General features: G+C 51.3%; 23 protein-coding genes and 1 pseudogene. 12 read left to right on the forward strand and 12 right to left on the reverse strand.

From position 1 onward, the window contains the following. Positions 1–40: 40 nt before the first annotated feature. The 7 genes and pseudogenes from fliL (at position 41) to fliR (ending at position 4238) form a co-directional block, all read left to right on the forward strand. Positions 41–526, forward strand: a complete 486-nt coding sequence (fliL, locus tag JL661_RS10885; protein ID WP_004236818.1) for a flagellar basal body-associated protein FliL — start codon at positions 41–43, stop codon at positions 524–526. Between the two features lie 5 nt (positions 527–531). Continuing rightward, positions 532–1545: a flagellar motor switch protein FliM gene (gene fliM, locus JL661_RS10890; RefSeq protein ID WP_004236819.1), complete on the forward strand. Its 1014-nt coding sequence runs from the start codon at positions 532–534 to the stop codon at positions 1543–1545. Next, positions 1538–1948, forward strand: coding sequence for a flagellar motor switch protein FliN (gene fliN, locus JL661_RS10895; protein WP_004240045.1), 411 nt, complete (start codon positions 1538–1540; stop codon positions 1946–1948). Before fliM ends, fliN begins: the two co-directional genes overlap by 8 nt. 1 nt (position 1949) lies before the next feature. After that, positions 1950–2417 carry a flagellar biosynthetic protein FliO gene (fliO, locus tag JL661_RS10900; protein WP_032098790.1) on the forward strand — a complete coding sequence of 156 codons (468 nt, stop codon included), beginning with the start codon at positions 1950–1952 and terminating at the stop codon, positions 2415–2417. A gap of 11 nt (positions 2418–2428) precedes the next feature. Next, positions 2429–3163, forward strand: a pseudogene (fliP, locus tag JL661_RS10905) (flagellar type III secretion system pore protein FliP); the annotation flags it as partial. A 16-nt stretch (positions 3164–3179) separates the two neighbouring features. Then, the gene (fliQ, locus tag JL661_RS10910; protein WP_004236823.1) at positions 3180–3449 is read left to right on the forward strand and encodes a flagellar biosynthesis protein FliQ; all 270 of its coding nucleotides are present in this window, start codon (positions 3180–3182) and stop codon (positions 3447–3449) included. Between the two features lie 3 nt (positions 3450–3452). Then, on the forward strand, positions 3453–4238 hold the full coding sequence (fliR, locus tag JL661_RS10915) for a flagellar biosynthetic protein FliR (protein ID WP_046024334.1): 786 nt from the start codon (positions 3453–3455) through the stop codon (positions 4236–4238). A 163-nt stretch (positions 4239–4401) separates the two neighbouring features. On the opposite strand, the gene JL661_RS10920 is transcribed toward fliR, so the two are convergent. Continuing rightward, the gene (locus tag JL661_RS10920) at positions 4402–5199 is read right to left on the reverse strand and encodes an SDR family NAD(P)-dependent oxidoreductase (RefSeq protein WP_225902762.1); all 798 of its coding nucleotides are present in this window, start codon (positions 5197–5199) and stop codon (positions 4402–4404) included. 52 nt (positions 5200–5251) lie between these two features. On the opposite strand from JL661_RS10920, the gene JL661_RS10925 reads away from it, so the two are divergent. Then, positions 5252–6205 (forward strand): LysR family transcriptional regulator, encoded by a 954-nt coding sequence (locus JL661_RS10925; RefSeq protein ID WP_049240387.1) that lies wholly within the window; start codon positions 5252–5254, stop codon positions 6203–6205. A 69-nt stretch (positions 6206–6274) separates the two neighbouring features. Here the strand turns inward: JL661_RS10925 and flgL are convergent, their stop codons facing one another. From flgL to flgB, 11 genes are all read right to left on the reverse strand, one after another. After that, positions 6275–7222 (reverse strand): flagellar hook-associated protein FlgL, encoded by a 948-nt coding sequence (gene flgL, locus JL661_RS10930; protein WP_004236829.1) that lies wholly within the window; start codon positions 7220–7222, stop codon positions 6275–6277. 24 nt (positions 7223–7246) lie between these two features. Beyond that, a complete protein-coding gene (gene flgK / locus JL661_RS10935) occupies positions 7247–8887 on the reverse strand; it encodes a flagellar hook-associated protein FlgK (protein ID WP_004236830.1) in 1641 nt (546 codons plus the stop codon). Positions 8888–9038: 151 nt separating this feature from the next. After that, the gene (gene flgJ, locus JL661_RS10940) at positions 9039–10016 is read right to left on the reverse strand and encodes a flagellar assembly peptidoglycan hydrolase FlgJ (protein ID WP_015422626.1); all 978 of its coding nucleotides are present in this window, start codon (positions 10014–10016) and stop codon (positions 9039–9041) included. Next, complete coding sequence (locus JL661_RS10945) at positions 10016–11122, reverse strand: flagellar basal body P-ring protein FlgI (RefSeq protein WP_004236832.1); 1107 nt, start codon at positions 11120–11122, stop codon at positions 10016–10018. The genes flgJ and JL661_RS10945 overlap by 1 nt, the downstream gene beginning before the upstream one ends. Positions 11123–11139: 17 nt before the next feature. Beyond that, positions 11140–11889 carry a flagellar basal body L-ring protein FlgH gene (locus JL661_RS10950; protein WP_004236833.1) on the reverse strand — a complete coding sequence of 250 codons (750 nt, stop codon included), beginning with the start codon at positions 11887–11889 and terminating at the stop codon, positions 11140–11142. 76 nt (positions 11890–11965) lie between these two features. Then, positions 11966–12748, reverse strand: coding sequence for a flagellar basal-body rod protein FlgG (gene flgG / locus JL661_RS10955; RefSeq protein WP_004236835.1), 783 nt, complete (start codon positions 12746–12748; stop codon positions 11966–11968). A 19-nt stretch (positions 12749–12767) separates the two neighbouring features. Beyond that, positions 12768–13523, reverse strand: coding sequence for a flagellar basal body rod protein FlgF (locus tag JL661_RS10960; protein WP_004240029.1), 756 nt, complete (start codon positions 13521–13523; stop codon positions 12768–12770). 21 nt (positions 13524–13544) lie between these two features. Continuing rightward, entirely contained in the window at positions 13545–14756 is a 1212-nt protein-coding gene (flgE, locus tag JL661_RS10965; RefSeq protein WP_004236837.1) for a flagellar hook protein FlgE, read from the reverse strand. A 29-nt stretch (positions 14757–14785) separates the two neighbouring features. Beyond that, positions 14786–15592 (reverse strand): flagellar hook assembly protein FlgD, encoded by an 807-nt coding sequence (locus tag JL661_RS10970; protein WP_004236839.1) that lies wholly within the window; start codon positions 15590–15592, stop codon positions 14786–14788. 11 nt (positions 15593–15603) lie between these two features. After that, the gene (flgC, locus tag JL661_RS10975) at positions 15604–16008 is read right to left on the reverse strand and encodes a flagellar basal body rod protein FlgC (protein ID WP_004240027.1); all 405 of its coding nucleotides are present in this window, start codon (positions 16006–16008) and stop codon (positions 15604–15606) included. Between the two features lie 5 nt (positions 16009–16013). Then, positions 16014–16430 (reverse strand): flagellar basal body rod protein FlgB, encoded by a 417-nt coding sequence (flgB, locus tag JL661_RS10980; RefSeq protein WP_032098796.1) that lies wholly within the window; start codon positions 16428–16430, stop codon positions 16014–16016. A gap of 175 nt (positions 16431–16605) precedes the next feature. Between flgB and flgA the strand changes: the two genes are divergently transcribed. The 4 genes from flgA (at position 16606) to JL661_RS11000 (ending at position 26066) form a co-directional block, all read left to right on the forward strand. Beyond that, positions 16606–17262: a flagellar basal body P-ring formation chaperone FlgA gene (flgA, locus tag JL661_RS10985; protein WP_004236843.1), complete on the forward strand. Its 657-nt coding sequence runs from the start codon at positions 16606–16608 to the stop codon at positions 17260–17262. A 114-nt stretch (positions 17263–17376) separates the two neighbouring features. Next, complete coding sequence (flgM, locus tag JL661_RS10990) at positions 17377–17697, forward strand: flagellar biosynthesis anti-sigma factor FlgM (RefSeq protein ID WP_004240024.1); 321 nt, start codon at positions 17377–17379, stop codon at positions 17695–17697. Further along, complete coding sequence (locus tag JL661_RS10995) at positions 17690–18130, forward strand: flagella synthesis protein FlgN (RefSeq protein ID WP_004236847.1); 441 nt, start codon at positions 17690–17692, stop codon at positions 18128–18130. Before flgM ends, JL661_RS10995 begins: the two co-directional genes overlap by 8 nt. Positions 18131–18587: 457 nt before the next feature. Further along, positions 18588–26066, forward strand: a complete 7479-nt coding sequence (locus tag JL661_RS11000) for a Tc toxin subunit A-related protein (RefSeq protein WP_062772504.1) — start codon at positions 18588–18590, stop codon at positions 26064–26066. Positions 26067–26099: the final 33 nt, after the last annotated feature.

Here is a 26099-nt window from a genome sequence, read left to right on the forward strand (position 1 = left end):
CTGCCGGGTTTTGCTATCAAGAAATAGGAATTCAGTTAACATGTCGTCTTCACGCAATGCCTCAAAAGGTTCCAATACCGGGTTACTGGTTATTTTCGCCCTGATTGCCCTCGCAGGAGCAGGTTTCGGGGGTTACAGCTGGTGGTCTTCTCACCAGGAGAGTACCACCGCCGGTACCGCAGACGAGAAACGGGCCAATATGCCTGAGCCTATCTTTATGGGCATTGAACCGTTTACCGTGAATCTTCCCGGTATGAATAACGGCCGTGATCGTGTGCTGTATATTGATATGACACTGCGTCTGGCCAACGAGCGTTCCCGCAAACAGCTCCATGAGTATCTGCCGGAAGTCCGCAGCCGCCTGTTACTTCTGCTCTCACAGCAGTCCCCGCAGATACTCGGAACCCATGACGGCAAACTTCAGCTGATGAAGGCAGTTAAAACCACCTTAGCCCCGACCGTGGTACAGGGACAGCCGGATCAGGAAATTTCGGATGTGTTATTCACCACCTTTATTCTCCGGTAAAACTGATGAGCGATAATATTTTATCTCAGGCAGAGATAGACGCGCTGCTCAATGGTGACTCGCCGTCAGAGCCGCAGCCTGCCGACACAGCACTCAATAAAGGTAAGGACAAAGTCCGTCCTTATGACCCGAATACCCAGCGCCGCGTTATCCGCGAGCGTATGCAGTCCCTGGAAATTATTAACGAGCGTTTTGCCCGTCAGTTCCGGATGGGATTGTTCAACATGCTGCGCCGCAGTCCTGATATCACTGTCGGTGGTATCAAAATTGAACCTTATCATGAATTTGCCCGTAACCTGCCGGTGCCGACCAACCTGAACCTTGTGCATATGCCGCCGCTGCGCGGAACCGCACTGTTCACCTTTGAACCGGCGCTGGTCTATATCGCTGTCGATAACCTGTTCGGCGGTGACGGCCGTTTTCCGGTCCGTTCCGAAGGCCGGGAATTCACCAACACCGAACAGCGCATTATCCACCGTATGCTGAAACTGGCACTGAACGCTTACCGCGATGCGTGGAAGCCGATTGCTGAAGTGGATGTGGAATATGTGCGCTCAGAAATGCAGGTGAAATTCACCAATATCACCACCTCCCCCAACGATATCGTGGTCACCACCTCCTTCCTGGTGGAGATCGGTAATACCGTGGGTGAGCTGAGCATCTGTATTCCGATTGCCATGATTGAACCGATCCGCGAGCGGCTGATTAACCCGCCGATGGAGCACGGTCACCAGGAAAATGAAGCCTGGGTATCCAGCCTGGTGACACAGGTGAAGCATTCCGAGCTGGAGCTGGTCGCGAATTTTGCTGAAATCCCGCTGCGGATTTCAAAATTACTGCAACTGCAGAAAGGGGATGTGATCCCGGTGGAGAAACCGGATCGCCTGATTGTCAGTGTGGACGGCGTACCGGTACTGACCAGTCAGTACGGCACCCGGGACGGCCAGTATGCATTGCGTGTGGAACATTTGATTAATCCTGTATTAAACACTCTGGACGAGGAAAAAACCAATGAGTGAGGCGAACAACACTCCTGATATGAACCCGGAACACGATGGCGAGTCTCTGTGGGCAGAGGCAATGGAACAACAAAAAAAAGCAGAAACCGGGAACAACCAGGCGTTTGATAATCTCGACAGCCAGAATCCGCTGAATCAGCTGTCTGATATCAATCTGATTATGGATATCCCTGTCCGTCTCTCTGTGGAACTGGGCCGGACAAAAATGACCATCAAGAAGCTGCTGAGTTTATCCCAGGGCTCGGTGGTGGCACTGGACGGGCTGGCCGGTGAACCGCTGGATATCCTGATCAATGGCTATCTGATTGCCCAGGGTGAAGTGGTGGTGGTCTCTGACAATTACGGTATCCGCATCACGGATATTATCACCCCGTCTGAACGTATGCGCCGCCTGAGCCGCTGATATGACACCGACCGCATCCGGCACCCCTGTTTTACCGGCCGCAGAGAAAACGGCAGATAATGCCGTTTTTTCTTCCGTCGCCCTGCCGCCGCCCGCAGTGGGTTCTCAGGCGATTAACAGCACGGACAGCCTGATTCAGGTGTCCGGCGCACTCAGCGGCATTATTCTGCTGATCCTGGGACTGACCTGGTTTGTCCGCAAATTCGGCTTTACCGCAAAACTGGCCGGCAAAAATCCGCTGCTGAATATCAGAAGCACCTGTTCTCTGGGAAACAAAGAACGGCTGGTGGTGGCGGAGATTCAGGGTGAATGGCTGGTTCTGGGTGTGACCGCACAGTCGGTTAATCTGCTGCACCGCTGTCCGGCTGACCCGGCGGCGGTAACTGATGCCCCTTCCGCCTTTCAGGCACTGCTGAAAACCAAACGTACCGCAAATAAAGATGCGGTACCGGCTGACGAACCACGCTGAGATTTTTCATGATGTCATTGCTCAAACGCGCCATTCCCGCACTCGCTCTGTTTCTGCTGGTTCCGCAGGCGCAGGCTTCACTGCCGGGCGTCGTCAGTCATGTGCTGCCGGACGGCGGCCAGAGCTGGTCTCTGCCGGTTCAGACCCTGCTGTTTCTGACACTGCTGGGCTTTATCCCTGCTCTGCTGCTGATGACCACCAGTTTTACCCGCATCATTATTGTGCTGGGTTTATTACGCAACGCACTCGGGACACCGTCCGCACCGCCGAACCAGGTTCTGCTGGGACTGGCCCTGTTTCTGACGTTTTTCGTGATGTCACCGGTGTTCGATAAAGTCTACGAAGATGCTTACCGTCCGTTCAGTGAAGACAAAATCAGCCTGGAAACGGCACTGGATCGCGGTACTGCACCACTGCGCACATTTATGCTCGGCCAGACACGCGAAAACGACCTGGCACTGTTTGCCCGTATCGCCAAAGTGGGTGAAATTCAGGAAGCCAAAGATGTGCCGATGCGCATTCTGATCCCGGCCTTTATCACCAGTGAGCTGAAAACCGCCTTCCAGATTGGTTTCACGCTGTTTATTCCGTTCCTGATTATTGACCTCGTGGTTGCCAGTGTACTGATGGCACTCGGGATGATGATGGTACCGCCCGCCACGGTTTCGCTGCCCTTTAAGCTGATGCTTTTTGTGCTGGTGGATGGCTGGCAGTTACTGCTCGGTTCGTTATCACAAAGCTTTTTTTTAGTCGGGAGAGGATATGACACCGGAATCCGTAATGGCGATGGGCACCGAAGCCATGAAAATCGCCCTGATGCTGGCCGCACCGCTGCTGCTGGCCGCCCTGGCAGCCGGTCTGCTGATAAGTCTGTTACAGGCCGCCACTCAGGTGAATGAGATGACCCTGTCATTCATTCCGAAAATTCTGTCTGTTATCAGTGTGATTGTGATTGCCGGTCCGTGGATGCTCAATCTGCTCACTGACTATATGCGTGCACTGTTAACCAATCTGCCGTTTATCATCGGCTGATCTATGTTAAGTATCACCAGTGAAACACTGACGCTGTGGCTGAGCCAGGGATTCTACCCGTTTATCCGGGTGCTGGCATTGCTGGGTACGGCACCGTTTTTCAATGAAAAACAATCAATCAGTAAGGTGCGGGTGATGCTGGCCTTTTTCACTGTTCTGATTGTCTCCCCGCAACTGCCGGTGGTAAATATCCCGCTGTTTTCCGCCCCCGGTCTGTGGGTGATTTTACAGCAGGTGGTGATAGGTGTGGCGATGGGACTGACCATGCAGATGGCGTTTGCCGCTGTCCGTCACGCCGGGGAAGTGATCGGTCTTCAGATGGGCTTATCCTTCGCCACCTTCTTTGACCCGAGCGGCGGGCCGAACATGCCGATTCTGGCACGTATCCTGAACCTTATCACTCTGCTGCTGTTTCTCGCATTTGACGGACACCTGTGGCTTATCCATATTGTGATAAGCTCATTTGACCTCATTCCTGTGCAGGTCACCCCGCTTAACCGCGAAGGGTTCCGCATGCTGGTACAGTCGGCTAACCATATTTTTCTCAACGGGTTAATGCTGGCGCTGCCGTTTATCACCCTGTTCCTGATTCTTAACCTCGCATTGGGTATTCTGAACCGGATGACACCGCAGCTTTCTGTGTTTGTGGTGGGTTTTCCGCTGACGCTGACCGTCGGTATCAGCATGCTGGGCCTGATCATCTCCGTCCTGCCGGGCTTTACCGAGCGGGTCATTCATCAGGCGTTTGAGCAGCTCTCACTGATTTTTAATCTGTTTGCCTCTCTGTAACCTGACCTGACTCATATCCGGTGTCAGGGCAGCATAAGTATCCGCTTATCTCCCTTAAATAAAAAACCGGTAATCACCGAGAAAGTGATTACCGGATCCGGTAATGGCGTACAAATGAATATTGCTGTGTATAATCCGGAAAACGACTTGAGAAATAACACGGTTACCAATTTCCTGCTGAATAACCTCCGTCCACCGGCATTACAGTGCCGTTAATATAGTCAGATTTCAGCAGAAAACGAATGCTTTCTATAATATCATTAATGGTTCCGACTTTATCCGCCGGTGAGACTAAATTAATAAAATCCTGATTGAGTTCTGTATTCAGCGGGGACTCAATATACCCCGGTGCTACCGCATTAACGCGGATATTTTTCTTTGCATACTCCAGCGCCAGTGCTCTGACCAGTCCGTGCACGCCTTCCTTTGCCAGGACACTCAGTGCAGCCGGTATTTTCTGCGACGGTTGCAGGGCAATACAGGAGGTTACCACGATAATTTTACCACCGTGATTTTTCAACATGTTTTTAATCGCCAATTGACTCAGATTAAATAAACTATAAATATTACTGTTTATTAAATGCATGAAATCATCCGGTGTCGTTTTTTCATAAGTTTTGCTGAGAAAAGCACCGGAATTATGAATAATAATATCGATATTTCCGAAGCGAATAATACCCTGCTGCATCAGTTGTCCGGCAAAATCAGTACAGTGACCTTCACCGGTCACGGGTAAAAATGCGGTTTTATTATCCAGTTCCTGCAAAAAACTCTGCATGTGTTCATCGCTGCTGAATATGCCGATCACATTGTAGTGTTCATCAAGCAGTGTTCTGACTAACGCTTTCCCCAGACAACTTTCTGCATCGGTAATGACGGCAGTCCGCTGTTGTGGTTTCATAAATAGCCTTCGATTATGATTTATTACTTGCAATTGATGTAAATTATTATATTTCTTCATTGCGTGAAATAAACTACTCTGATATCACTTCATTACCAACCTGAGGTTAATAATGCCGCGTCATTTTGATGATTTGATGCTGGGTACACTGGAACTATTCTGCCGTGCCGCCGAACTGCAAAGCTTTTCACAGGCAGCACAGGTACTGAATATTTCTCCGGCTGCGGTCAGCAAAACCATTGCGAGGCTGGAACAGAAGCTGGGCAGTCCGCTGTTTGTCAGAACCACCCGCCATGTGCGGCTGACAGAAGCGGGAGAACAATACCTCAGCTATTGCAGGACAGCACTGGATGCGATGTATGATGCAGAGAATGCCCTGCAGGATATGAAAACCATTCCGGCCGGGAAAATCCGTGTTTGCCTGCCCAACGATTACGCCTATCTGAAGGTGTTTCCGCTGATGCCGAAATTCCGCCGCCGTTATCCGCAAATCGAGGTCGATTTTCATCTCCGCTTCCGCATTCCGCGCCAGGAAAGCACGGATTGCGATATCGTCATGACCAGCTGGCTGAATTACCTGCCCGACTGGATTGCCACCCCGGTTGATTTCGCTATGTTCCGGATTTATGCCTCACCGGATTATCTGAAAAAAGCACCGCCACTGAATACCCCGGAAGATCTCCGCCATCACAACTGCCTGCAGATGCATTTGCAGGAACAGACCAGATCACTGCGCTGGCCACTGGTGATAAACAATAAGATTGAACATATCGAAACCCGTGGTGACGCTGCATTTTATGAGGATGTGATGGCCGCATACTATATGGCGGTATCCGGTAACGGCGTCGCAATAATGCATGACTTTATTGCCCGCAAAGCCGTGGCAAACGGGCAACTGGTTCCGGTACTGGAGCCCTGGACTACCGTATCCCATATTTATCATATTGCCTGTCCGGCAGAATCGCGCAAATCTCCGCGTATCCGCGCATTCATTGATTTTCTGACAGAAGAACTGCGGCCGGCCGGCGCTTTTCCGGAACATTCGGTGATAGTCCCTGTCCGCTGACTTGTATCCGGCACAAAAAAAGGCCGTCGCAGTGACGGCCAAAGGAATTCAGTACTAAAACCGGATAATTTAACGACTGAACAGTGACATACTGTTGAGATCTTTAAAAATATCCTGTGAGGCCTGGAACAGCGCCATTTCTTTTTGATAATCCGATACCGTGCTGGTCCAGTCCGTGTGAAGCAGGCTGCTCAGACGGCTTTCATTCTGGATCCGGCGGGTCTGTGACAGGAAGTCCAGGCTGTCGATTTCCTGTAACTGCAAGCCTTGTTTCGCTTCAATATTGGAGATTTTATCCATCCCGGCTTTAATACCGCGGTTTGCTTCATCCATCCCGGCTCTGGCTCTGTCCAGATCAGCCTGTGAGGCATTCTGCTGAGGAATTTTCAGTGCTTCCAGACCTTTGTTGATCGCAGTAAACATATCAGCGACTTTTTCACCTTTCGCGTTTGTCGTGGTGACAAACACTTCCGAACCGGCAAAATAGCTGATCATTTCACGATCACTGCCCACGTTCTGGGTAATGGATTTATCGCCGCCTTTGTAAAGCACATCGCCGGTCGTTGCATCCACTTCAAACGGTGGCGTATCTGATTCATAACCACCAAAAATATAACGGCCGTTACCGTCAGTCGTGTTACCCAGAGACACCAGCTGATCTTTCAGTCCCTGCAGCTGTTCTGCCAGTGATGCACGGTCGTTATCGCTGAGCGCACCCTGGTTGGAGGCCTGGATAACCGTTGAATCCATCTGTGTGGATACTTCATTCATCTGGGTGAGAATGCTCATCTGCAATGTCATCCCGGTTTTGGCATAGCCGCGAGTGGATGCATATTGCTGATTGCGGTTCTCAGACTGAGTGACACGCACCGCCTGCGCGGATGCCTGCGGGTCATCTGACGGTTTGCTGACACGCTGACCGGACGCCAGTTTACTGCCTGCTTCCATCCAGCGGGCGGTGGCATTGTTCATATCCGACACACGCTGACTGAACATTAAATTGGTGCTGAAACGCATGATAATTTCCTTCTTAACTCAAAATCAGAATGCACGCATCAGAACGTTGAATAACTCATCAACGGTCGACAGCACTTTGGCGTTGGCATTAAAGAACTGCTGCATTTTCTGCATCTGGACACTTTCTTCGTTGGTATTAACGCCGGAAATCCCCTGCTGCTGCTCATAGAAGCTGACCGTCAGTTTGTTCTGCACTTCGGAATCAATCTGTGCCTGGCTGGCTTTGCTGCCCACATCATTGACCAGTGATGCATAGAAATCGGACAGGGTTGATGTGCCGCCGACCAGTTTCTGATCCTGCAGTTTTACCAGCTCTTTGATATTTTCATTGTTGCTGGCACCACCGGTGCTGTCCGCTGCGGCGAAATCTGCCGCATTTGTCACCAGCGTGTTCAGACCACCGATCACATTATCCACCGGCTTGAGCAGGAATTTATCTCCGGCCTGTGCCGTATTGTTACTGATTTTGATGTCCATGCCTTCGAAACTTAAGGTGCCGGTCGCACCGTCAAAATTCGCGGTCACTGCGATACCTTCCGGCAGACGGGTCACATTCCAGTTGGTGCCGTCATAACTGACATCGTAGTTATTACCGGTGACTTTGGAGACATCGTTGTATTTGATATCAAAATCGGCTTTGCCTTTGTTGTGGGTATTGCTGACCACACTGCCGCTGCCGACCGCAAAGAAATCTTTGTCAGTCTTGCCGTTGGCATCATAGCCTTTGCGGTGAACTTCATTGAATTTTTCCGCAAAGACCAGCGCCATCTGGTTCAGCTTTTGTCTTGCCGGGTCAATAATTTCACGGCGGGAACGCAGAACACCGCTCAGCTCACCACCACGGATCTGGTCATCTTTGATTTCACGGACATTACCGGCAGAATCAACAAAACCGATGCTCAGACGGCTGTCATCCGCACCGGAAGCCACCGCTTCCAGACGGTTAGCACGTCCGCCGGTCACCAGCGGCAGGCCGTTGGCAAACGAGACGTTGAAGTTGCCGTTCTGCTCGATCACTTTGATGCCGATAACAGAATTAAGCTCATTCACCAGGCGGTCACGCACATCCAGCAAATCATTCGGCTCTGCACCGTTAACCGCACGGGAGTTGCTGATCTGCTCATTCAGTTTGGCAATTTTTTCCGCATAGGTATTGATATCTTTAACTTTATTATCAATCTGATGGTTAACATCGTTATCCATCTCACGCAGACGGCGGTCAGCTTCCTTCAGTTGGCTGACCATGGTTTTGGCTTTGCCGAGGAAGACATCCACCAGCGTTTTGTCACTGGCGTCACTCGCCGCTTCGTCCAGCGAGGTGAAGAAACTGCCCAGCATCCCGGCGAGATCATCCGTGCTGTTGGATAACAGATCATCCACCCCGGAGGCATTTTTCATGAATGCTTCGTAGTCGCCGCTGCGGGAACGCGCGTTGTTATACTGCATATTGACGAATTCATCGAACTCACGGCGGACATGGCTGAAATAAGTGCCGTTGCCGAAATAGCCGTTGGTTGTCATTGTGCCCGGGTTTTCACCGAATACCGCGCTCTGGCGGTGATAATAACCCACCCCGGCGTTGGCCAGGTTGTTGGAAATAACACTCAGCCCGCCCTGGGCCGCGTTAATTCCGCTTAATGCGTTATTCATTACATTATTCAGCATGTGCTTTTCCTTTCTCTGGCGACTGCTTTCCCGGCGACTTACTGAAAATGCAGCGCAGATAGCATCCGTTTAAAATTATGTCTTACCTTGTTATCGGAAAGACGGCGTAAAAATTTAGTGTTAACTGCATTTTTTTTACGCCGTGAATTTGTCAGAAAATGTCACTCAAATCGAGGGTGTACGCCTGTACAGCACGGGAAGCCACCGGTGCGGCGGCGGGTGTGCCGCGGATTTGATTAATGAGGACAATCAGCTTGTCGGAATAGCCCGGGTCGGTGGCATATCCGGCCTTGTGCAGACGCTGTGCCGCCTGCTCCGGACTGGCCGCCTGTTTCACGCCGTGATAACGCGGATTTTCAGTCAGCAGACGGGTGTAATCGGCAATCGCCTCTTCATAAGAACCGTAAACACGGAAGTTATCACGCATTTTAATGGTCTTACCGTTGATAACCTCGGTGGTCATGATATTGGTGACCGGACCTTCCCAACCCTTACCGGCTTTGATACCAAACAGGTTGTGACTGGTTTTGCCGTCTGCGGTCAGAATTTCCCGCTTTCCCCAGCCGCTTTCCAGTGCCGCCTGTGCCAGGATCAGCAGATGATGCACACCACTTTTCTGTGATGCTGCTTTCGCCGGCTCTGTCAGTTTTGCAATGAAATTCTGACTGTTAAGCCCCAGTTCACGCACTTTTTTCAGCGGTGAACTCAGTGCATCCCCCGCAGAACTGAATTTCCGCATCAGCTGCGCCATTGCCTGCTGCGGCATGGACTGAATCACCGTGGCATCATCCAGCGCCATCATTGATGAACGCAGCGGCAGATCCGGTTCATTATCCGCAGAAAGCTGCTTAAACATCATATCGCCGAAGCCCAGCCCCTTTTCTGACAGGTTTTGGGCTATCTGCTGGTCATACATGCTGGTCAGCATCCGGGTCTGGTCGCTGGAGAACAATCCGTCCTGCGGCAGTGCGGCGCGCATGCTTTTGAGCATCATCTGAACAAAGGTCGCTTCCAGTTGCTGCGTCACCTGACGCAGCCCCTCCTGCGGTTTTTCATTCAGCTGCTGTTTCAGGCTACCCAGCGACTGCACATCGTAGGCCGCACTCTGCATCAACTGTATGTCGCTCATCAGATGATCTCCAGCTTCGCCCGCAGACAACCGGCACTTTCCATCGCCTGCAGAATCGACATCAGGTCGGTCGGTGTGGCCCCTAATGTATTGAGCGCCTGAATAACCTGATTGAGATTCGCCCCGGCATTCACTTTTTTCAGTGTGCCGTCCTGCTCACGGATCCCGACATTGGTGTTGCGGGTCACGACGGTCTGACCACCGGCAAACGGCGTGTCCGGCTGACTGACCTGTGTCTGGCGCTCAACCGTCACCGCGAGGCTGCCGTGGGCAACCGCACAACTGTCGAGCGTGACGGTCCGGTTAATCACGACAGAGCCGGTGCGGGAGTTCAGGATGACTTTGGCTTCATTCTGCGGCGGACGGATATTCAGATCCTGCACCCGTGCCAGGAAACGCACCTGGTCACTGCTGCTCTGCGGTACCCGTAACTGTACCGTGCGGGAGTCCAGCGGTGTTGCGGTACCGAAACCGTTCATGCGGTTCACCGCGTCGCTGATATCCTGTGCCAGCGCAAAACTGTCTTCATTCAGCTGGAGATTAATCACGCCGCTCTGGCCGAATCCGCCCGGCAGTTCACGCTCAATCGTCGCTCCGCCGCTGATACGGCCGCCGGCCAGCTGGTTCACTTTGACACTGCTGCCGCCGGCACTGACACCGGCACCGCCGACCAGGATATTACCCTGTGCCAGCGCATACACCTGACCATCCACGCCTTTAAGCGGCGTCATCAGCAGTGTGCCGCCGCGCAGGCTTTTGGCGTTACCCATTGAGGAAACGACCACGTCGATCGCCTGGCCGGAGCGGGCAAACGGCGGCATTTTGGCGGTGACCATCACCGCCGCCACGTTTTTCAGCTGCATATTGGTGCCCGGCGGTACAGTGATCCCCATCTGCGACAGCATGTTATTCAGGCTCTGCGTGGTAAACGGTGTCTGCATGGTCTGGTCACCGGTACCGTCGAGGCCGACAATCAGCCCGTAACCAATCAGCGCATTCTCACGCACGCCCTGTACGGTGGTCAGATCCTTAATCCGTTCACTGTGTGCGGGGAGACCCGCCAAACCTAAAACCGCAATCAGCAGGCCGGTCAGTACTTTTTTCATTCTCACTTTACCTCTGCTCAGTACGGTGACACATTCAGGAAGAAACGCTGTAACCAGCCCATATTCTGCGATTCATTGATATAGCCGTCGCCGACATACTCAATACGGGCATCCGCCACCTGAGTGGAGCTGACACTGTTATCCGCCCCGATGGTGCGCGGGTTGACCACACCGGAGAAACGGATAGATTCCGTACCCTGGTTAATGGCGATCCGTTTTTCACCCACCACATGCAGGTTACCGTTCGCCAGCAGCTGATCCACAGTGACCGTGATAGTGCCCTTAAAGGTGTTCTGGGCATTAGCGCCGCCTTTGCCGGTAAAATCACTGTTGCCTTTTACGTCCAGCTCCGTGTTGCTGCCGCCGAGCCAGCCCTGCATAAAGCCGGGCAGAATGGACGCAAGAAAGCCGGTTTTTCCGGCACGGTTGGCATTAGCGGAGGAATTTTTGCTGGCGCTGACGTTTTCCTGCAGATTGATGGTGAGGATATCGCCGACATTACGCGGACGTCTGTCCTCGAACAGCGGCTGGTAGCCGTAGTAGGCAGGCTGCGCACTCTGAAAAATAGCACCGTTCGCGGCCGGGGCAGTCGGTGCGACCGGCAGCGCGGTGGTATGGGTATCCACCAGCGGTTTGGGTTTGATGTAAGCACAGCCGCTGAGTGATACGGCAAGCACTGCCGCTGTCACCAGTCCGCGCCCGCAAACAGAAGTGGCAGGAGAACTTGCGCAATCCTGCTGCCGTGGAACAATGCCGCTTTCAGTCATCTTAATACTCTTGCTGTTCTGTGCGTGTCTCAGTAAAAAAGCCCCGGCAGCGATAACCTCACCGCCGGGACGGGGATTACAGTTGTGTCAGACGCTGTAACATCTGGTCAGAGGCGGAAACGGCCTTACTGTTGATTTCATACGCGCGCTGCGTCTGGATCATATTGACCAGTTCTTCCGCCACGTTAACGTTAGAGGTTTCCACCATGCCCTGATACAGACGGCCTGCACCGTTGGTTTCAGGGGCACTTTCTGTCGGTGCGCCGGAGCTGGCGGTTTCCATATACAGGTTTTCGCCGATGCTCTCCAGACCCGCATCATTGATGAAGGTGGTCAGGGTAATCTGGCCGATCTGCTGCGGCTGGCTTTCGCCGTACATGGTGACAGAAACCGTACCGTCACGGCCGATTTCCATCTTCTGCGCCCCTTCCGGGATCATAATGGCCGGGACAATCTGATAACCGGATGAGGTCACCAGCTGACCGTTCTGATCAGGATGCAGTGAACCGTCGCGGGTATAGGCATCAGAACCGTCCGGCATCTGGACATGGATAAAACCCTGTCCGCTGATGGCGATATCAGTCGATGTGCCGGTTTTGTTCAGCGCACCCTGGGCATGAATACGGGTGGTTGCGACCGGACGCACACCGGTACCCAGCTGGAGACCGGTCGGCAGAGATGTCTGCTCGGAACTCATGGCACCCGGCTGGCGGATGTTCTGATAAAGCAAATCTTCAAACACCGCACGCTGGCGTTTAAAACCGTTGGTGCTGACGTTGGCCAGGTTGTTGGAAATAACATCCAGGTTCGTCTGCTGGGCTTCAAGCCCGGTTTTGGCAATCCATAATGAACGGATCATGATAATTCCTTACTGAATATTAACTCACCGCAAGCAGCTGATTGGCCCGCTGGGCATTCTCATCCGCGCTGTGAACCACTTTCATCTGCATCTCGAAATGACGCGCATTGGCAATCATTTCCACCATCGCCTGTGCCGGGTTGACGTTACTGCCTTCCAGCACACCGGACGATACTTTGCCGCGCTCACTCAGCGGCAGTTCATTGCCATTGGCATTACGCGCCGCAGCAGTGAGATGAAACAGCCCGTCCTCGCCGCGCAGAACATCCTGCGGCTTCGCTTCCACCACTTTCAGACGGCCTATCTGTCCGAGCATGGTCGGCGGATCAGTCGGGATCAGCGCGGTGATGGTACCGTCACCGCCGATGGTCAGTTCCGCGTGCGGCGGCACATCAATCGCACCGCCGTCACCCTGCAGAAGGTGTTCACCCAGCATCAGCTGACCATCCGCCGAAATCTGAATGCTGCCATTACGGGTATAGGCTTCTTCCCCGCCCGGCAGTGCCACCGCCAGGAAATGACCTTCATTAAGCGCCACATCCATCTGACGGCCGGTGTAGTTCAGCGGCCCCTGAGTCATATCCGCTCCGGGGGTCGAGGAGACCACCAGTGTCCGGGTCTGCTCTGTATCGCCGTTTACCGGTACTGCCCGCATGGCGGACAGCTGTGCCTTAAACCCGGATGTCGAGACGTTGGCAATGTTGTTCGAGACAATGGCCTGATTTTCCAGCGCATGCTTAGCGCCGCCCATTGCTGTATAAATGACGTGATCCATGGCCACCTTCTGTCTTTATGCTTAACGTAAGTTAACCAGCGTCTGCAGCATCTGATCCTGCGTTTTGATGGTCTGCGAGTTGGACTGATAGTTACGCTGCATCACAATCATGTTGATCAGTTCCTGGCTCATATCCACGTTGGAGGCTTCCACCGCGCCGCCGGTCAGGTTACCGAACTGTCCGGTGCCCGGAACGCCGTCCATCGGGTTACCGGAGGCATTGGTGGCTTTCCAGACGTTACCGCCCTGGGATGCCAGGCCGTTATTGTTGGCAAACGCAGACAGTGCGATTTTGCCGACAGTCCGCTTCTGCTGGTTGGAATAGCTGGCGGTGATGGTGCCGTCATTCTCAATTTTGAAGCTGGTGTATTCACCGGACTGATAGCCGTCGATATCAATTTTGCTGACGGATGATTCGGTGACTTTCTGCTGACGGGTTTTATTGAAGCTCAGGTCAATTGTGCCGCCATCCGCACCGTTTAAGCCTTTATAAGTGAACTGAAAATCAGCGGTACCTTTCAGCTTGCCGTTGCCGTCAAATTCCATATCACCCAGGTCCTCAACAGCCGCTGTTTTATCGCTGCTGTCTTTGGCTTTGACACTCCATTTGTTGTCAGCGGTTTTGATAAAGTAAACCGCGACTTCATGGGTGTTACCCTGGCTGTCATAGGTGGTCATGGTGGTGCTGAAGTTGTAGGTATCCGGGTTGTCCGGATCAAACGCAGCGGTAATTGCCTTATCATCCGAGTTCAGGTTCATGGTTAATTCACCTTTGGCGGATGCTCTGGCGTCCATCATATCGGTCGGGATATTCAGCGCCTGCGGAATGCCGCCCGTCTGGATAGTGGTGTTACCGGCAGCATCCTGACCCGCCGGGAAACCGGTGACCATCATGCCCTGGTTGTTAACCAGGTTACCGCTCTTATCACGGTGAAATTCACCGTCACGGCTGTAAACCACATCACCGTTACCATCCAGCAGACGGAAGAAACCGTTACCGGAAATCGCCACATCAGTAGCGCGGTCAGTACGGGTGATAGCACCGTCTTTGAAGTTCTGGGAAACCGCCGCAACGTTAACCCCGAGACCGACACCGGAACCGGCAAACATATCAGCAAAAGAAGCATGCGCCCCTTTAAAGCCGTTGGTTGCGGAGTTGGCAATGTTGTTACCGATCGAATCAAGACCGGATGAAGCGGCGTTCAGGCCGCTGACTGCTTGTGAAAAAGACATGTCACCTCCATGACAATTGGGTTTGCTTATTAATTTGACGGATACACTTTAAAGATTTCAGACAGCAGCACGCTGTTGCCTATGCCCACATCCAGCAGCGGTGCATCCGCTCCCGGTGTCACGCCATTCACTTTCGCGTATTTCAGTCTGACGACGCCGCTTTTCGGGATCTCTTCACCCTTCATGGTGGCTTTTACCTCAAAGGTGTATTTCCCTTTGGTATCGGCAACCAGATCACCATTGTCATTGCGGCCGTCCCAGGTCTTGTCGTAGATATCCGGTTTGGTTTCACCGTCAATCGTGATGGTTCTGACAATTCCTTTATTTCTGTCGCGGATGGTTATCTCAATTTTGTCCGCCGGTTTGGCGAGGAAGAAACCGAACGGCGAGGATTCAAATCCGCTGCCGCTGCTGTCATCACCACCGTTATCATCCGCAAACGGCGCAATTGATGTGTCATCACCCGGCGGCGGGTTATCGGCTTTCACACGGGTGGTGCCGTCACCGGTTGGTACCAGGACCAGGTCGCTGCCCGGGATCAGGACATTTTTCCCGACCAGTTGTGTTGCCTGTAATGACTGTCCGGAGTTAATTTGTTTTGAAATACCGCTGACACTGTCATTCAGGCTGTTCATGCTTTCCAGGGTGGCGATTTGCGCCAGCTGACTGGTCAGATCCGTGTTATCCATCGGTTTGGTCGGATCCTGGTTCTGCATCTGCGTGACGATCATTTTCAGAAAGGTGTCCCGCATATCGTCACTCTGACTTTTTTGCGGCTTTTTCTGCGCATCAATGTCGTTATTGACCGGATCATTGGTTGCTGCATTAATCCCCATGACTCACTCCGTTACTGTCCGAGGGTTAAGGTTTTCTGCAACAGCACTTTGGCTGTGTTCATCACTTCCAGGTTTGCCTGATAACTGCGGGAGGCGGAAATGGTGTTAATCATTTCACCCACAGTGTCCACATTCGGCATCCGCACATAGCCCTTTTCATCCGCCAGCGGATGACCGGGTTTGTACTCCAGACGCGGCGGAGCCGGGTCTTCAATCAACTGGCTGACTTTCACGCCGCCGATGTCATAGCGCCCCTGCGGCGCGGTCTGAAACATTACCTGTTTCGCGCGGTACGGTTCGCCATCCGGCCCTGCCACACTTTCGGCGTTCGCCATGTTACTGGCGCTAACGTTCAGACGCTGGGACTGCGCGGTCAGTGCGGAGGCGGAAATATCAAAAATACTCAGTAGTGCCATCAGAATTACCCTTGCTGTAAGACGGCCAGCATGCTTTTCACGCGGCTGTTAATAAAGGTCAGGTCAGCCTGATATTTCAGGGTGTTATCAGCAAACTGACTGCGTTCAACATCCATATCCACGGTATTGCCGTCCATCGATGTCTGATACGGCACCCGGTATTTCAGATCAACCGCTGACGGTGTTGCGGCACCGTGTCCGCTGATATGACCTTTCGCGGTCACTGCCATCGCCAGACCGCCGTTCTTCACCGTGCCGTTATTCATCGCCTGTTTCAGCTGGCGGCTGAAATCGATATCCCGTGCCTGATACCCGGGGGTATCCGCATTGGCAATATTGGATGCCAGGATTGTCTGACGCGTTTCCCGCAGCGAAAGAGCCTGCTGCTGAAATGCAAACGTGGCATTTAACTTATCAAGCATGTCTGCCCTCTGTTGATGTGTTACGCCTGTTTTAGTGACAGGTATATTATCCGTCCCGTGAAAATCTAATGGCAGGATAAACGCGAAATAACCAACCTATTTACCGGATTCAACAGTGAGGAAATTGCGTAAACTGCGACCATCAGAAATAATCCCGTTTGTGAAGGAGAAGAGAATGACACCCCGTTACCGCACCCTGTTTATCAGCGGATTACTGGTGTTTTCCGCCTCCGCACAGGCCGGGTTACCGGAAGAGATCAATCATTACTTCCGGCAGCTGCACCCGAAACCCATGCAGGTATCTGTCGAAATAAAAACCCCGATCGACCGCTGGCCCGCCTGTAAAGATCCCGTACTGCAACTGCCTGCGGGCGGACGTAACACCGGCAATATTTCACTGCCGGTGTTATGCGGAAAAAAACGCACCTTTATGCAGCTGACAGTCAATGTCACCGGTCAGTATTACGTGGCAACCCGTCAGATTCAGCGCGGTGAGACTGTTCAGCTTGTGGATATCGGCACAAAACGCGGTTTACTTCACAAATTGCCTGCGGGCGCGGTTACCGATAAAATAGCCCTCCGCGGTGCCATTGCCCTGCGCAATATTGATGCCGGGCAGACCTATGTCGCCTCCATGACCCGCAAACCCTGGGCAATAAAAGCCGGACAAAGCGTTTTTGTCATGGCGGATGGTGATAATTTCTCGGTAAAATATGAAGGCCGTGCCATTAATAATGCCGCCGCCGGAACTACTATCCGGGTCCGGCTGGTGAATGGTCAGGTGGTCAGCGGTGAAGCCCTTGAAAACGGCAGCGTGAAAGTATCACTGTAGTTATATGCTGCGTGATGAATTTAGTTATAAAGTTTCAGATAAGATTGCCGATAAACAATGAGCACAAGGGAGGCGCCCCTCCATCTCATACAGATCGGGAAAAGGAAAACAGATATGGCAATTGAGCAAACATCCGCGATTTCAGCACTGACAAAAGTGACTAACCGCGACCCGAAAGAGCTGACCGCGCCGGTGCGCGATAAAAAAGTTCAGGCAGAAGAGACTGTCCGCGAAAGTGCATTTTCGCCGAGTGAACTTCAGAAGCAGCTGCTTGCGCCGGGTAAAAACGACATTAATACTGCACGGGTGGCAGAAATCAAACAGGCCCTGAAAGACGGCACATTACGGATGGATGCCGGTAAAATCGCTGACGGTCTGCTGCGCGATGCGCATGAGTGCATGTTATCCATGGACAGCGCCGATAAAAATGACTGATCAACTTCTGCCGCTGCTGGATCAACAACTCTCTCATTTACAGTCACTGCATCAGGTGATGAAAAATGAAGAGTTGTTACTCGGCTACCCGCGTGTTCCGCAGTCTCCGTTTCAGGAAGCCACGGAACAGAAACGGTTTCTGGTTGCCGCTATCGGCCATAATGAAACCCGCCGCCAGGCACTTGAGCAGGAAGCCGGGCTGTGTGCACCTTATGACAATAATGAAACCATGCACACTGTCTGGAATGCGATTAAAGACCTTACTCTGACGCTGAAAGAGATGAATTACCGCAATCATCAGATGCTGAAACTGCATATGCAGTTTAATCAGGAGCGGCTGGATTTTATGAAAAAACATAATAACCAGGCGACTTACGGCGCTGACGGCCAGGAATCCCGCACACCGGCACTCGGTAAAAAAATCTCTGTCTGATCATTAACTGCCCTTCCCCGGCAGTTAATTATTTTAATATTATCTGTCCCTTATCTTTATTCCCGTTCTCACTTCTGTTTTCTGATCAATATTGTATCCCCCTTTACGCCCATATTACTGACTGCCGCCCGGCGGCATCCTGAATAACATCAGATATACAGCCATTCCTATATGAAAATATAAATTTATAATTCAAATCTATTATTACCCCATGGAAAATAAAATCATTTCTGCTTTAAAAATCAAATAAATAAATAAAACACCACAAAGTCAGCACATCATGCTAATCGTTCTGATTGACTATCCTCATTCCAAAACTGACACTCGACCTCAGTGACATATTCCGATAATTCTATTGTTTGCGAAACATAACATCAGTTAACAATAAATTTACGGAGTACTGAAAGGTACATTTCTGTGTCATTAACTAAATTTCATATTTATAAGGCTATTGTCGATGGATAAAATAACCCGAATTCTCGAAAAGCTGAATCAGCAACGTAGTGGTGAAACAGTGACACTGGCAGATTTTATGCCGATGTCCCTTGCCGAAGTCCGCAGCCTGGCGGGTGGCCGTTTGTCCCGTGAAGAAGCGCAACTACTTCACCGCGCGGCAATCAAAGAACAGCAGAACAACATTCTGTATACTGCCCGTGCGCTGACCCGCGCCAACCCGCTGCTGAAAAAAGAGATGGGCGCTGCCCGCACTTACGGTGCGACGCCGTACGGCTATAACGACATTATCATGCCGCGTGCCGATGAGTTTGCCGCACCCGGCGCGGTCTCTTCCATGTTCTCCCCGGCCGGCTATCTGACTGAGTTGTACCGCGAAGCCCGTGGCCTGCATCAGAAAGACAGTGTCAATAATCTGGACAAACGCCGTCCTGACCTGGCTAAGCTGGTGTTATCTCAGGAAAATCTGGATAAAGAGATTTCCACCCTGTCACTGGCTAATGAGCAACAGGAAACGGCGCTGATGGCGCAAGCCGGTCAGACAGACAAAAACAAATATTATGAAACCCTGGCGACCTCCCGCCGCAGTGGTGTAACCCCGTATAACGCGCCGTTTGAGGGGATCCGTAACGCCCTGGCACAACAGGATTTTGTTCTGCCGGACCATGTGCTGAGCAAAGGTGCGGAATCTGCTGCACAAATGGCGTTATACGCCGGTATCTCACCGGAGTTATATGCGATTCTGACAGAAAAAACAGACGGATTAAGTGAAGCAGCAACCGAAGCGCTGCTGAAGAAAAACTTCCCGGGCGTCAATACCGACAACCTGATGAACCCGGATGCGCTGGCCAATTATTATGAGTTGCCGCGGGATGAGGTTCAGGCATTACTGGAGATAACTATTCCGTACGGTTCATCACTGAAAAATATACACAATCTGTACGGACAAAATAAAACACAGATAATAAAAGCCGGAGACACAGACGGTGATGTCTTTTATACATTAACTCACACCCGACTGAAAAATGAATATGCAGTCAGGGTAAATTTCGAATATATTGACCTTATTCCGCTGGGTAATAATCAATTTTATATTAATTTCAGTATAAGTTATCTTGATCAGGCGACTTCTGGTCTGCATATCGGCGTTGTAACACCATACTCAAATTATCCGACAGATATTTATTCATCTGCTACCACGAACCCTGAGGAAGGGAAACACTACAGTATCCGGGGAACAATTCCTGCCGCCAAAGTAACACCAGAAATCACCATTTCGGTTTACACCACACCTGGCGTTAACTGGTATGGACACAGCACATTTACTGTCACCAAAACAACCACCGTTCCTTTACCACTACTACTCACCCTCAACAAAATCCTGCGCCTGGCCAAAGCCACCGGTATAACCCCGCTGGAAACCCAGCGTGCATTAACCCGTCTGAAACTGAAAGACACCGATTCAGACGCAACCGTACTGCACCGCTTCTGTGAATTCCTGCTCTACCGTAAACGTTACAATATCAGCAGCGATGATGCTTTAATTCTGAGCGGTGCCACTATCAGCACTGTCAGCTATGACGGGCAGCTCAGTCAGTTTGACCGGATGTTTAATAATCCGCCGCTTAATGGTGAGGTTTATTCGCTGGGGGGAAAAACGGTTAATACGGCAGAAAACAGTGAAGATAAACGTTTACCTTACCTGCTCAGAGCATTAGAGACAGATCGAAATGAAATAAATGATATACGCTGGCTGGTTAATGCCAGTAACACGGAGATAGAAAATACTCTCCGGCGAATCAGTGAAATGTATTTAGTCAAATTACTGGCTGATCTTTGCGGTATCACCGTTTCCCGGTTGTCTTTTTTGCATGGAATGTACGATCATAAGATGCTTATTAAGAATCTTGACGACCCTGAGCGTCGGGGTATTATTAATTTCCTGTGGCAGACTAATGGTTGGCTGAGCAAGCAGGATATCTCCGCTGACACACTCTCTCTGTTGACATTTTTATCAGCACCAAATCAGCCAACAGACGAAATGAACACGCTGCTCGATGCTCTGCGCAACGCCGGTATTGACAATAAAAATACGGATACACTTCGCGCCACTATGGCTCCGGTGATCGCCGGTACTATGCAATTAGAAAATCCTGAACAAGGGGAAGCCGTGCTGCGCTGGCTGGATAATAACCATCCGGATAAAGTGCCGCTGACCCGTGATTTCTGGGTTATGCTGATCAATAATAAAACTCCGGATTTACAGGCAAAATGGTGCCAGGCACTGGCACAACGGGTGTTAGTTATCCGGACACTGTCACTCAGTGGTGCTGAACTCCGGATACTGTCAACAGGCGCCCCCGTCAGTACCGTAAAAGAGCTGCGTGAAATCAGTGAGTTCCATCGTCTGGTCAACCGTTGTGGTAACAACGCCGGTAACGTACTGGAAAAGCTGAATAAAAGGGCTCTTAGCGTTTCGGATCTGGAATCCTGTGCCAACATTCCTTATGCAATTATTCTTGGTGCACTGGGTATTGATCTTAACACCTCTATCACCACCTGGAAGCAACTGGCAAAATTACCGGCCTGTATTGATATGGCTGATACCCTCCATATTCTGCCGGAAGAATTTACCAGCCTCTTCACCATCACCGAAAAAACTACCCCGACCTACAGCGAACTGACTACCGTCGCCGGAAAATTACAGGCCGGTCTGAACGAACAGCTGACAAAACAACTGCAGGATCAGTCTGAACCGCGCCGCAGTGAAGCCCTCAGCGGAGAGTACCGTGCTCTGGTTATGGGTAAACCGCTGGCAAACCGTGATGATATCTGGCGTACACTGCTGATTGACGGCAAAGTCAGTGCTGAAATCACCACCACACCGCTGGCGGATGCGATTGCCGGTATTCAGCTCTATATCAACCGCACTGTTGCCGGTGATGAGCCGGGGGCAGACAGTGCTGTGCTTGAGCGTCAGTTCTTTAAAGACTGGGATACCTATAATAAGCGCTACAGCACCTGGGCGGGTGTGTCTCAGTTAGTCTATTACCCGGAAAACTTCATTGACCCGACTATCCGCATTGGTCAGACCGGGATGATGAACACCATGCTGGAGCAGCTTTCTCAGAGCGAGCTTAACAGCGACACCCTGGAAAATGGCTTCCGCCAGTATCTCACCGCCTTTGAACAGGTCGCTGACCTGAAAGTGGTCAGCGGTTATCATGATGCGGTTGATATTGATGAAGGTAATACCTGGTTTATCGGTGCCAGCCAGACTGAGCCGAAAAAATATTACTGGCGTAAGGCGGATCACAGCAAATGTCAGAACGGTCATTTTGCTGCCAATGCCTGGAGTGACTGGAAAGAAATTACCTGTGCTATTAATCCGTATCAGGATATGGTGCGTCCGGTGATTTTCCGTTCACGTCTTTATCTGCTATGGGTTGAAGAACAAGTACGGAAAGATGGCGAAGGTAAAAAGGATATTTCGTCTTTTACCCTGAAACTGACGCATATTAAATATGACGGCAGTTGGGCATCACCGTTCAGTTATGATGTGACCAATGAATTTGTTAAAATGGAGGAGGGTCGTAAAGGATTATATTGCACTGAGAATCCCGGGAAAAATGCATTGACTGTTGCCTGCTATCTGGTTAAAGACAGCTACAACTTCAGTCAGAAGAAAATCACACCGCGCGATAACAATAAAGCGCAGGAAAAGACAGAGTATTTCGGGTGCTATATATTCTCCGACATGTCTTCAGAAAATATACCAGATATCCGGAGTGTCCTGGAGTACACTGCGCCACAACTCGATACAACTACTATCACCAGGGTAAACAGCCTGCTACTGCACAGCTATAGCTCAACGCTCACCCCTGAAGGGGAAACCGGTACATCTAATGCAAATATCAGCCTGGACACAAAATATTATTATCTTTCAACATCCGGGAACAAAACACACCTCGTAGTTAACTCTGAAGCATGCGTTGCTATTCATGTGGATTTTATTCCGCCATTATTACGTCCTGAATTTATTAACCAACTGACTAAGGGCGCTAACTCTTACCGGACTGAGGGGACTGTTTACTCACCAGTGGGTGATTTTCCGGGCGGTGAATGTACTGTCAGCCTGACTGAATACATGACGCGGGGCATAAACATTATTTACCTGAGTATACCCGGAAACGATAAAACATTACCTTTTGTTAATAGCGCAGAATTAGCACTGGCAACCCCTGATGGAGGTGCCCAATATGAATGTATACACTATGGTTCAGATAAAAACAGACACTATTTTACATGTAAAATAGATGAATTAATATCAGGTTACCCTGCTGATAAAATAAGTATCACATTTTTTATTAGAAATAAAAACTCAAAACGGGAAAAAACAGGGGTCATAAAATATCGCGGAATTAATAAAAACCTGCATCAAGTCAACCTGAGAGATTGCTCACTTGAATATATTCATAACGGCAATACAATTGGAACGTTTCAGACAATAAATCATGGCTTCGGGTACAAAAATGATGTTTTTGAAACCGATTATAATTTTGACGAGCATAAACTGGACATCACTAATTTCATTCGTGACAAGGAAGTAAGCTTAACATTACAGGCTAAGTTTAAAAATAACAGTGTTGATATAGCCCGTAAGTACAAACTAAATATTACTGTTCCCGGGATAAGCCCTCGTGCTATTTCCCTGTACACCGATAAAAACGGTGCCCAATATATGGAATGGGATGCTTACCGCACCCGGCTGAATACCCTGTTTGCCCGTCAGTTAATTGAAAAGGCCAACCGCGGGATTGATGCCGTGCTGTCACCGGAAACCCAGAATCTGCGTGAACCGAAGCCGGGACTGGGTACTTATGTGACACTGACACTGAAACCGTATGACCCGGCTATTCATGGCAGTAACAGGAGATTTACAATTCAGCGTGGTGATGTTTTTAAGCTATATGATGTTTTCCCTGTTACGGATGGGATACTCAGTCAGGATTCAGCCACAGAGATTAAATTATTTATCCCGAATATAGCTGGCGCTTATAGCAATTATTATGCGGATACTGATCAACCTAAAAATAATACATTTTTCCTCCGCGCTAATTTCCAGAGTGGTGATTCATACTGGATTAGATTTCCACCCGACGGAAAAGGCGGATGGTACTTAGATACCAGTTATGATGGACACAACGGCACCTTCCCCGGTCTGGAATCTGTCTCCGGCCTGTCACAACCTGATGAGCCAATGGACTTCAGCGGTGCCAATGCCCTCTATTTCTGGGAGCTGTTCTATTACACCCCGATGATGGTGGCCATGCGTCTGTTACAGGAGCAGAACTTTACCGAAGCCAACCGCTGGTTAAGCTATATCTGGCGCTCTGCTGCAGATGGTGCCGGTGACTGGCGCGTGCGTCCGCTGAAAGAGGATACCTCCTGGAACGCCGATCCGCTGGATTCGGTTGACCCGGATGCCGTCGCTCAGAATGACCCGATGCACTACAAAGTCAGCACCCTGATGAAACTGCTCGATCTGCTGATTGCCCGTGGTGACAGCGCTTACCGCATGTTGGAGCGTGATACCCTCAATGAAGCGAAAATGTGGTATATGCAGGCACTGGGGCTGCTGGGCGATAAACCACTGACAACCATCAGTGGTGCCTGGAGTAACCCGGCACTGAGTGACGCGGCAGATAAAACTCAGGCAAAACAGTTCCATGACGAAATCAGCCGTATCCGCAGCGGCGGCCTCCTGCCGGAGGTCCGTACTGCCAATACCCTGACCGGATTGTTCCGGCCACAGCAAAACGAAAAACTGCTCGGCTACTGGCATATGCTGGAAATGCGCCTGTTTAACTTGCGTAATAATCTCTCCATTGATGGCCAGCCGCTGTCGCTGCCGGTCTTTGCCGCGCCGGCTGACCCGGCGGCACTGCTCAGTGCTGCCGCGGCTGCCTCCGGCGGAAGCAAAGCCTTACCGTCTGCCGCCATCCCGGCAATGCGCTTCCCGCAGGCGCTGGACAGTGCCCGTTCGCTGACCGGACAGCTGATGCAGTTCGGTTCCTCGCTCCAGGGGCTGATTGAGCGCCGGGATGCGGAAGCGATGAGTGAACTGCTGCAAAACCAGGCCGGTGAGCTGATGCTCTCCTCCCTGCGTATGCAGGAGCAGGCACTCACCGAGCTGGATGCCGAGAAGAAAACACTGGAACAGAGCCGTGCCGGTGCGCAGTCCCGCTTTGACAGCTACCGCACGCTGTATGATGAAAATGTCAGTGCGGAAGAAAAACGAACCATGGATCTGTACCTCTCTTCCGCAATACTGAGTACATCCGTTGAAGGGCTGAATATGGCTGCCGCCGCCGCCGATATGGTACCAAACGTCTTCGGTATGGCCGTGGGGGGCAGCCGCTGGGGCGGTATCCCGAAAGCGATTGGTTCCGGTATCGCACTGGCAGCCTCCGCCACCAAAATTACCGCGGATAATATCAGCCAGTCTGAGGCATGGCGCCGCCGCCGTCAGGAATGGGAAATCCAGAAAAATAATGCCGAATCTGAAGTGAAACAGATTGATGCCCAGCTGGAAGCCCTGGCCGTCCGCCGCACCGCCACAGAGATGCAGCGCGAACACCTGGAAATCCAGCAGGCGCAGACTCAGGCACAACTGGAGTTCCTGCAGCGCAAATTCAGCAATAAAGCACTCTACAGCTGGCTGCACGGCCGTCTGGCATCCATCTATTACCGCTTCTACGACCTGACCGCCACCCGCTGCATGATGGCCGAAGCCGCGTTTGCATGGCAGACCGGTGAAACCACGCGCTATATCAAACCGGGCGCATGGCAGAGCAGTAATGCCGGACTGATGGCCGGGGAGTCCCTGCTGCTGAATCTGACAGAGATGGAGCAGGCATGGCTGAAATGGAACCACCGTACGCTGAAAGTCACCCGTACTGTTTCACTCGCCAAAGTGTATAAGGAGTATGACACACCGGTTAATCTGGCAGAGAAAATTGCTGAGCTGCTGAAAGGCAGCGGTTCCGGTAATACACCGGCAGCAACCGGGCTCTCAATGACCGCAGATAAAGAGTTATATGCCGCGTTTAACCTGAAGGCACTGAAGATTGCGGAAAACTACCCTGCCCGTCTGGGTAAAACACGCCGAATCAAACAGATCAGCGTGACCTTACCGGCGCTGACAGGGCCGTATCAGGATGTGCGTGCCGTGCTCAGTTACGGCGGCGATGTCAGACTGCCGGACGGCTGTAAAGCCATTGCCGTCTCCCACGGTATGAATGACGACGGTCAGTTCCGGCTGGATTTCAATGACGGCCACTGGCTGCCGTTTGAAGGGATCCCGGTGGATAATGACAGCAGCCTGTTCCTGAGCTTCCCGGAAGCAACAAAGGATGAGCAGAAAGCCCTGCTGCTCAGTCTGAGCGATATCATCATCCATATCCGTTACACCATCCGTTAATTTTTATCCTGACCCGGGCAGCCTGCGGGCTGC

The organism is Morganella morganii (assembly GCF_019243775.1).
Classification (GTDB): Bacteria; Pseudomonadota; Gammaproteobacteria; order Enterobacterales; family Enterobacteriaceae; genus Morganella; species Morganella morganii.

Excerpts from the sequence above, each read along its gene's own strand:
- flgC (WP_004240027.1), bottom strand. The coding sequence starts at position 16,008 with ATGGCACTACTGAGTATTTTTGATATTTCCGCCTCCGCACTGACCGCG.
- JL661_RS10970 (WP_004236839.1), bottom strand. The coding sequence starts at position 15,592 with ATGGGGATTAATGCAGCAACCAATGATCCGGTCAATAACGACATTGAT.
- flgL (WP_004236829.1), bottom strand. The coding sequence starts at position 7,222 with ATGCGTTTCAGCACCAATTTAATGTTCAGTCAGCGTGTGTCGGATATG.
- flgE (WP_004236837.1), bottom strand. The coding sequence starts at position 14,756 with ATGTCTTTTTCACAAGCAGTCAGCGGCCTGAACGCCGCTTCATCCGGT.
- JL661_RS10950 (WP_004236833.1), bottom strand. The coding sequence starts at position 11,889 with ATGACTGAAAGCGGCATTGTTCCACGGCAGCAGGATTGCGCAAGTTCT.
- JL661_RS10960 (WP_004240029.1), bottom strand. The coding sequence starts at position 13,523 with ATGGATCACGTCATTTATACAGCAATGGGCGGCGCTAAGCATGCGCTG.
- flgJ (WP_015422626.1), bottom strand. The coding sequence starts at position 10,016 with ATGAGCGACATACAGTTGATGCAGAGTGCGGCCTACGATGTGCAGTCG.
- JL661_RS10920 (WP_225902762.1), bottom strand. The coding sequence starts at position 5,199 with ATGAAGAAATATAATAATTTACATCAATTGCAAGTAATAAATCATAAT.
- flgK (WP_004236830.1), bottom strand. The coding sequence starts at position 8,887 with ATGCTGAATAATGTAATGAATAACGCATTAAGCGGAATTAACGCGGCC.
- JL661_RS10925 (WP_049240387.1), top strand. The coding sequence starts at position 5,252 with ATGCCGCGTCATTTTGATGATTTGATGCTGGGTACACTGGAACTATTC.
- fliN (WP_004240045.1), top strand. The coding sequence starts at position 1,538 with ATGAGTGAGGCGAACAACACTCCTGATATGAACCCGGAACACGATGGC.
- flgA (WP_004236843.1), top strand. The coding sequence starts at position 16,606 with ATGACACCCCGTTACCGCACCCTGTTTATCAGCGGATTACTGGTGTTT.
- flgG (WP_004236835.1), bottom strand. The coding sequence starts at position 12,748 with ATGATCCGTTCATTATGGATTGCCAAAACCGGGCTTGAAGCCCAGCAG.
- JL661_RS10995 (WP_004236847.1), top strand. The coding sequence starts at position 17,690 with ATGACTGATCAACTTCTGCCGCTGCTGGATCAACAACTCTCTCATTTA.
- fliM (WP_004236819.1), top strand. The coding sequence starts at position 532 with ATGAGCGATAATATTTTATCTCAGGCAGAGATAGACGCGCTGCTCAAT.
- fliR (WP_046024334.1), top strand. The coding sequence starts at position 3,453 with ATGTTAAGTATCACCAGTGAAACACTGACGCTGTGGCTGAGCCAGGGA.
- fliO (WP_032098790.1), top strand. The coding sequence starts at position 1,950 with ATGACACCGACCGCATCCGGCACCCCTGTTTTACCGGCCGCAGAGAAA.
- fliQ (WP_004236823.1), top strand. The coding sequence starts at position 3,180 with ATGACACCGGAATCCGTAATGGCGATGGGCACCGAAGCCATGAAAATC.
- flgM (WP_004240024.1), top strand. The coding sequence starts at position 17,377 with ATGGCAATTGAGCAAACATCCGCGATTTCAGCACTGACAAAAGTGACT.
- JL661_RS11000 (WP_062772504.1), top strand. The coding sequence starts at position 18,588 with ATGGATAAAATAACCCGAATTCTCGAAAAGCTGAATCAGCAACGTAGT.
- fliL (WP_004236818.1), top strand. The coding sequence starts at position 41 with ATGTCGTCTTCACGCAATGCCTCAAAAGGTTCCAATACCGGGTTACTG.
- JL661_RS10945 (WP_004236832.1), bottom strand. The coding sequence starts at position 11,122 with ATGAAAAAAGTACTGACCGGCCTGCTGATTGCGGTTTTAGGTTTGGCG.
- flgB (WP_032098796.1), bottom strand. The coding sequence starts at position 16,430 with ATGCTTGATAAGTTAAATGCCACGTTTGCATTTCAGCAGCAGGCTCTT.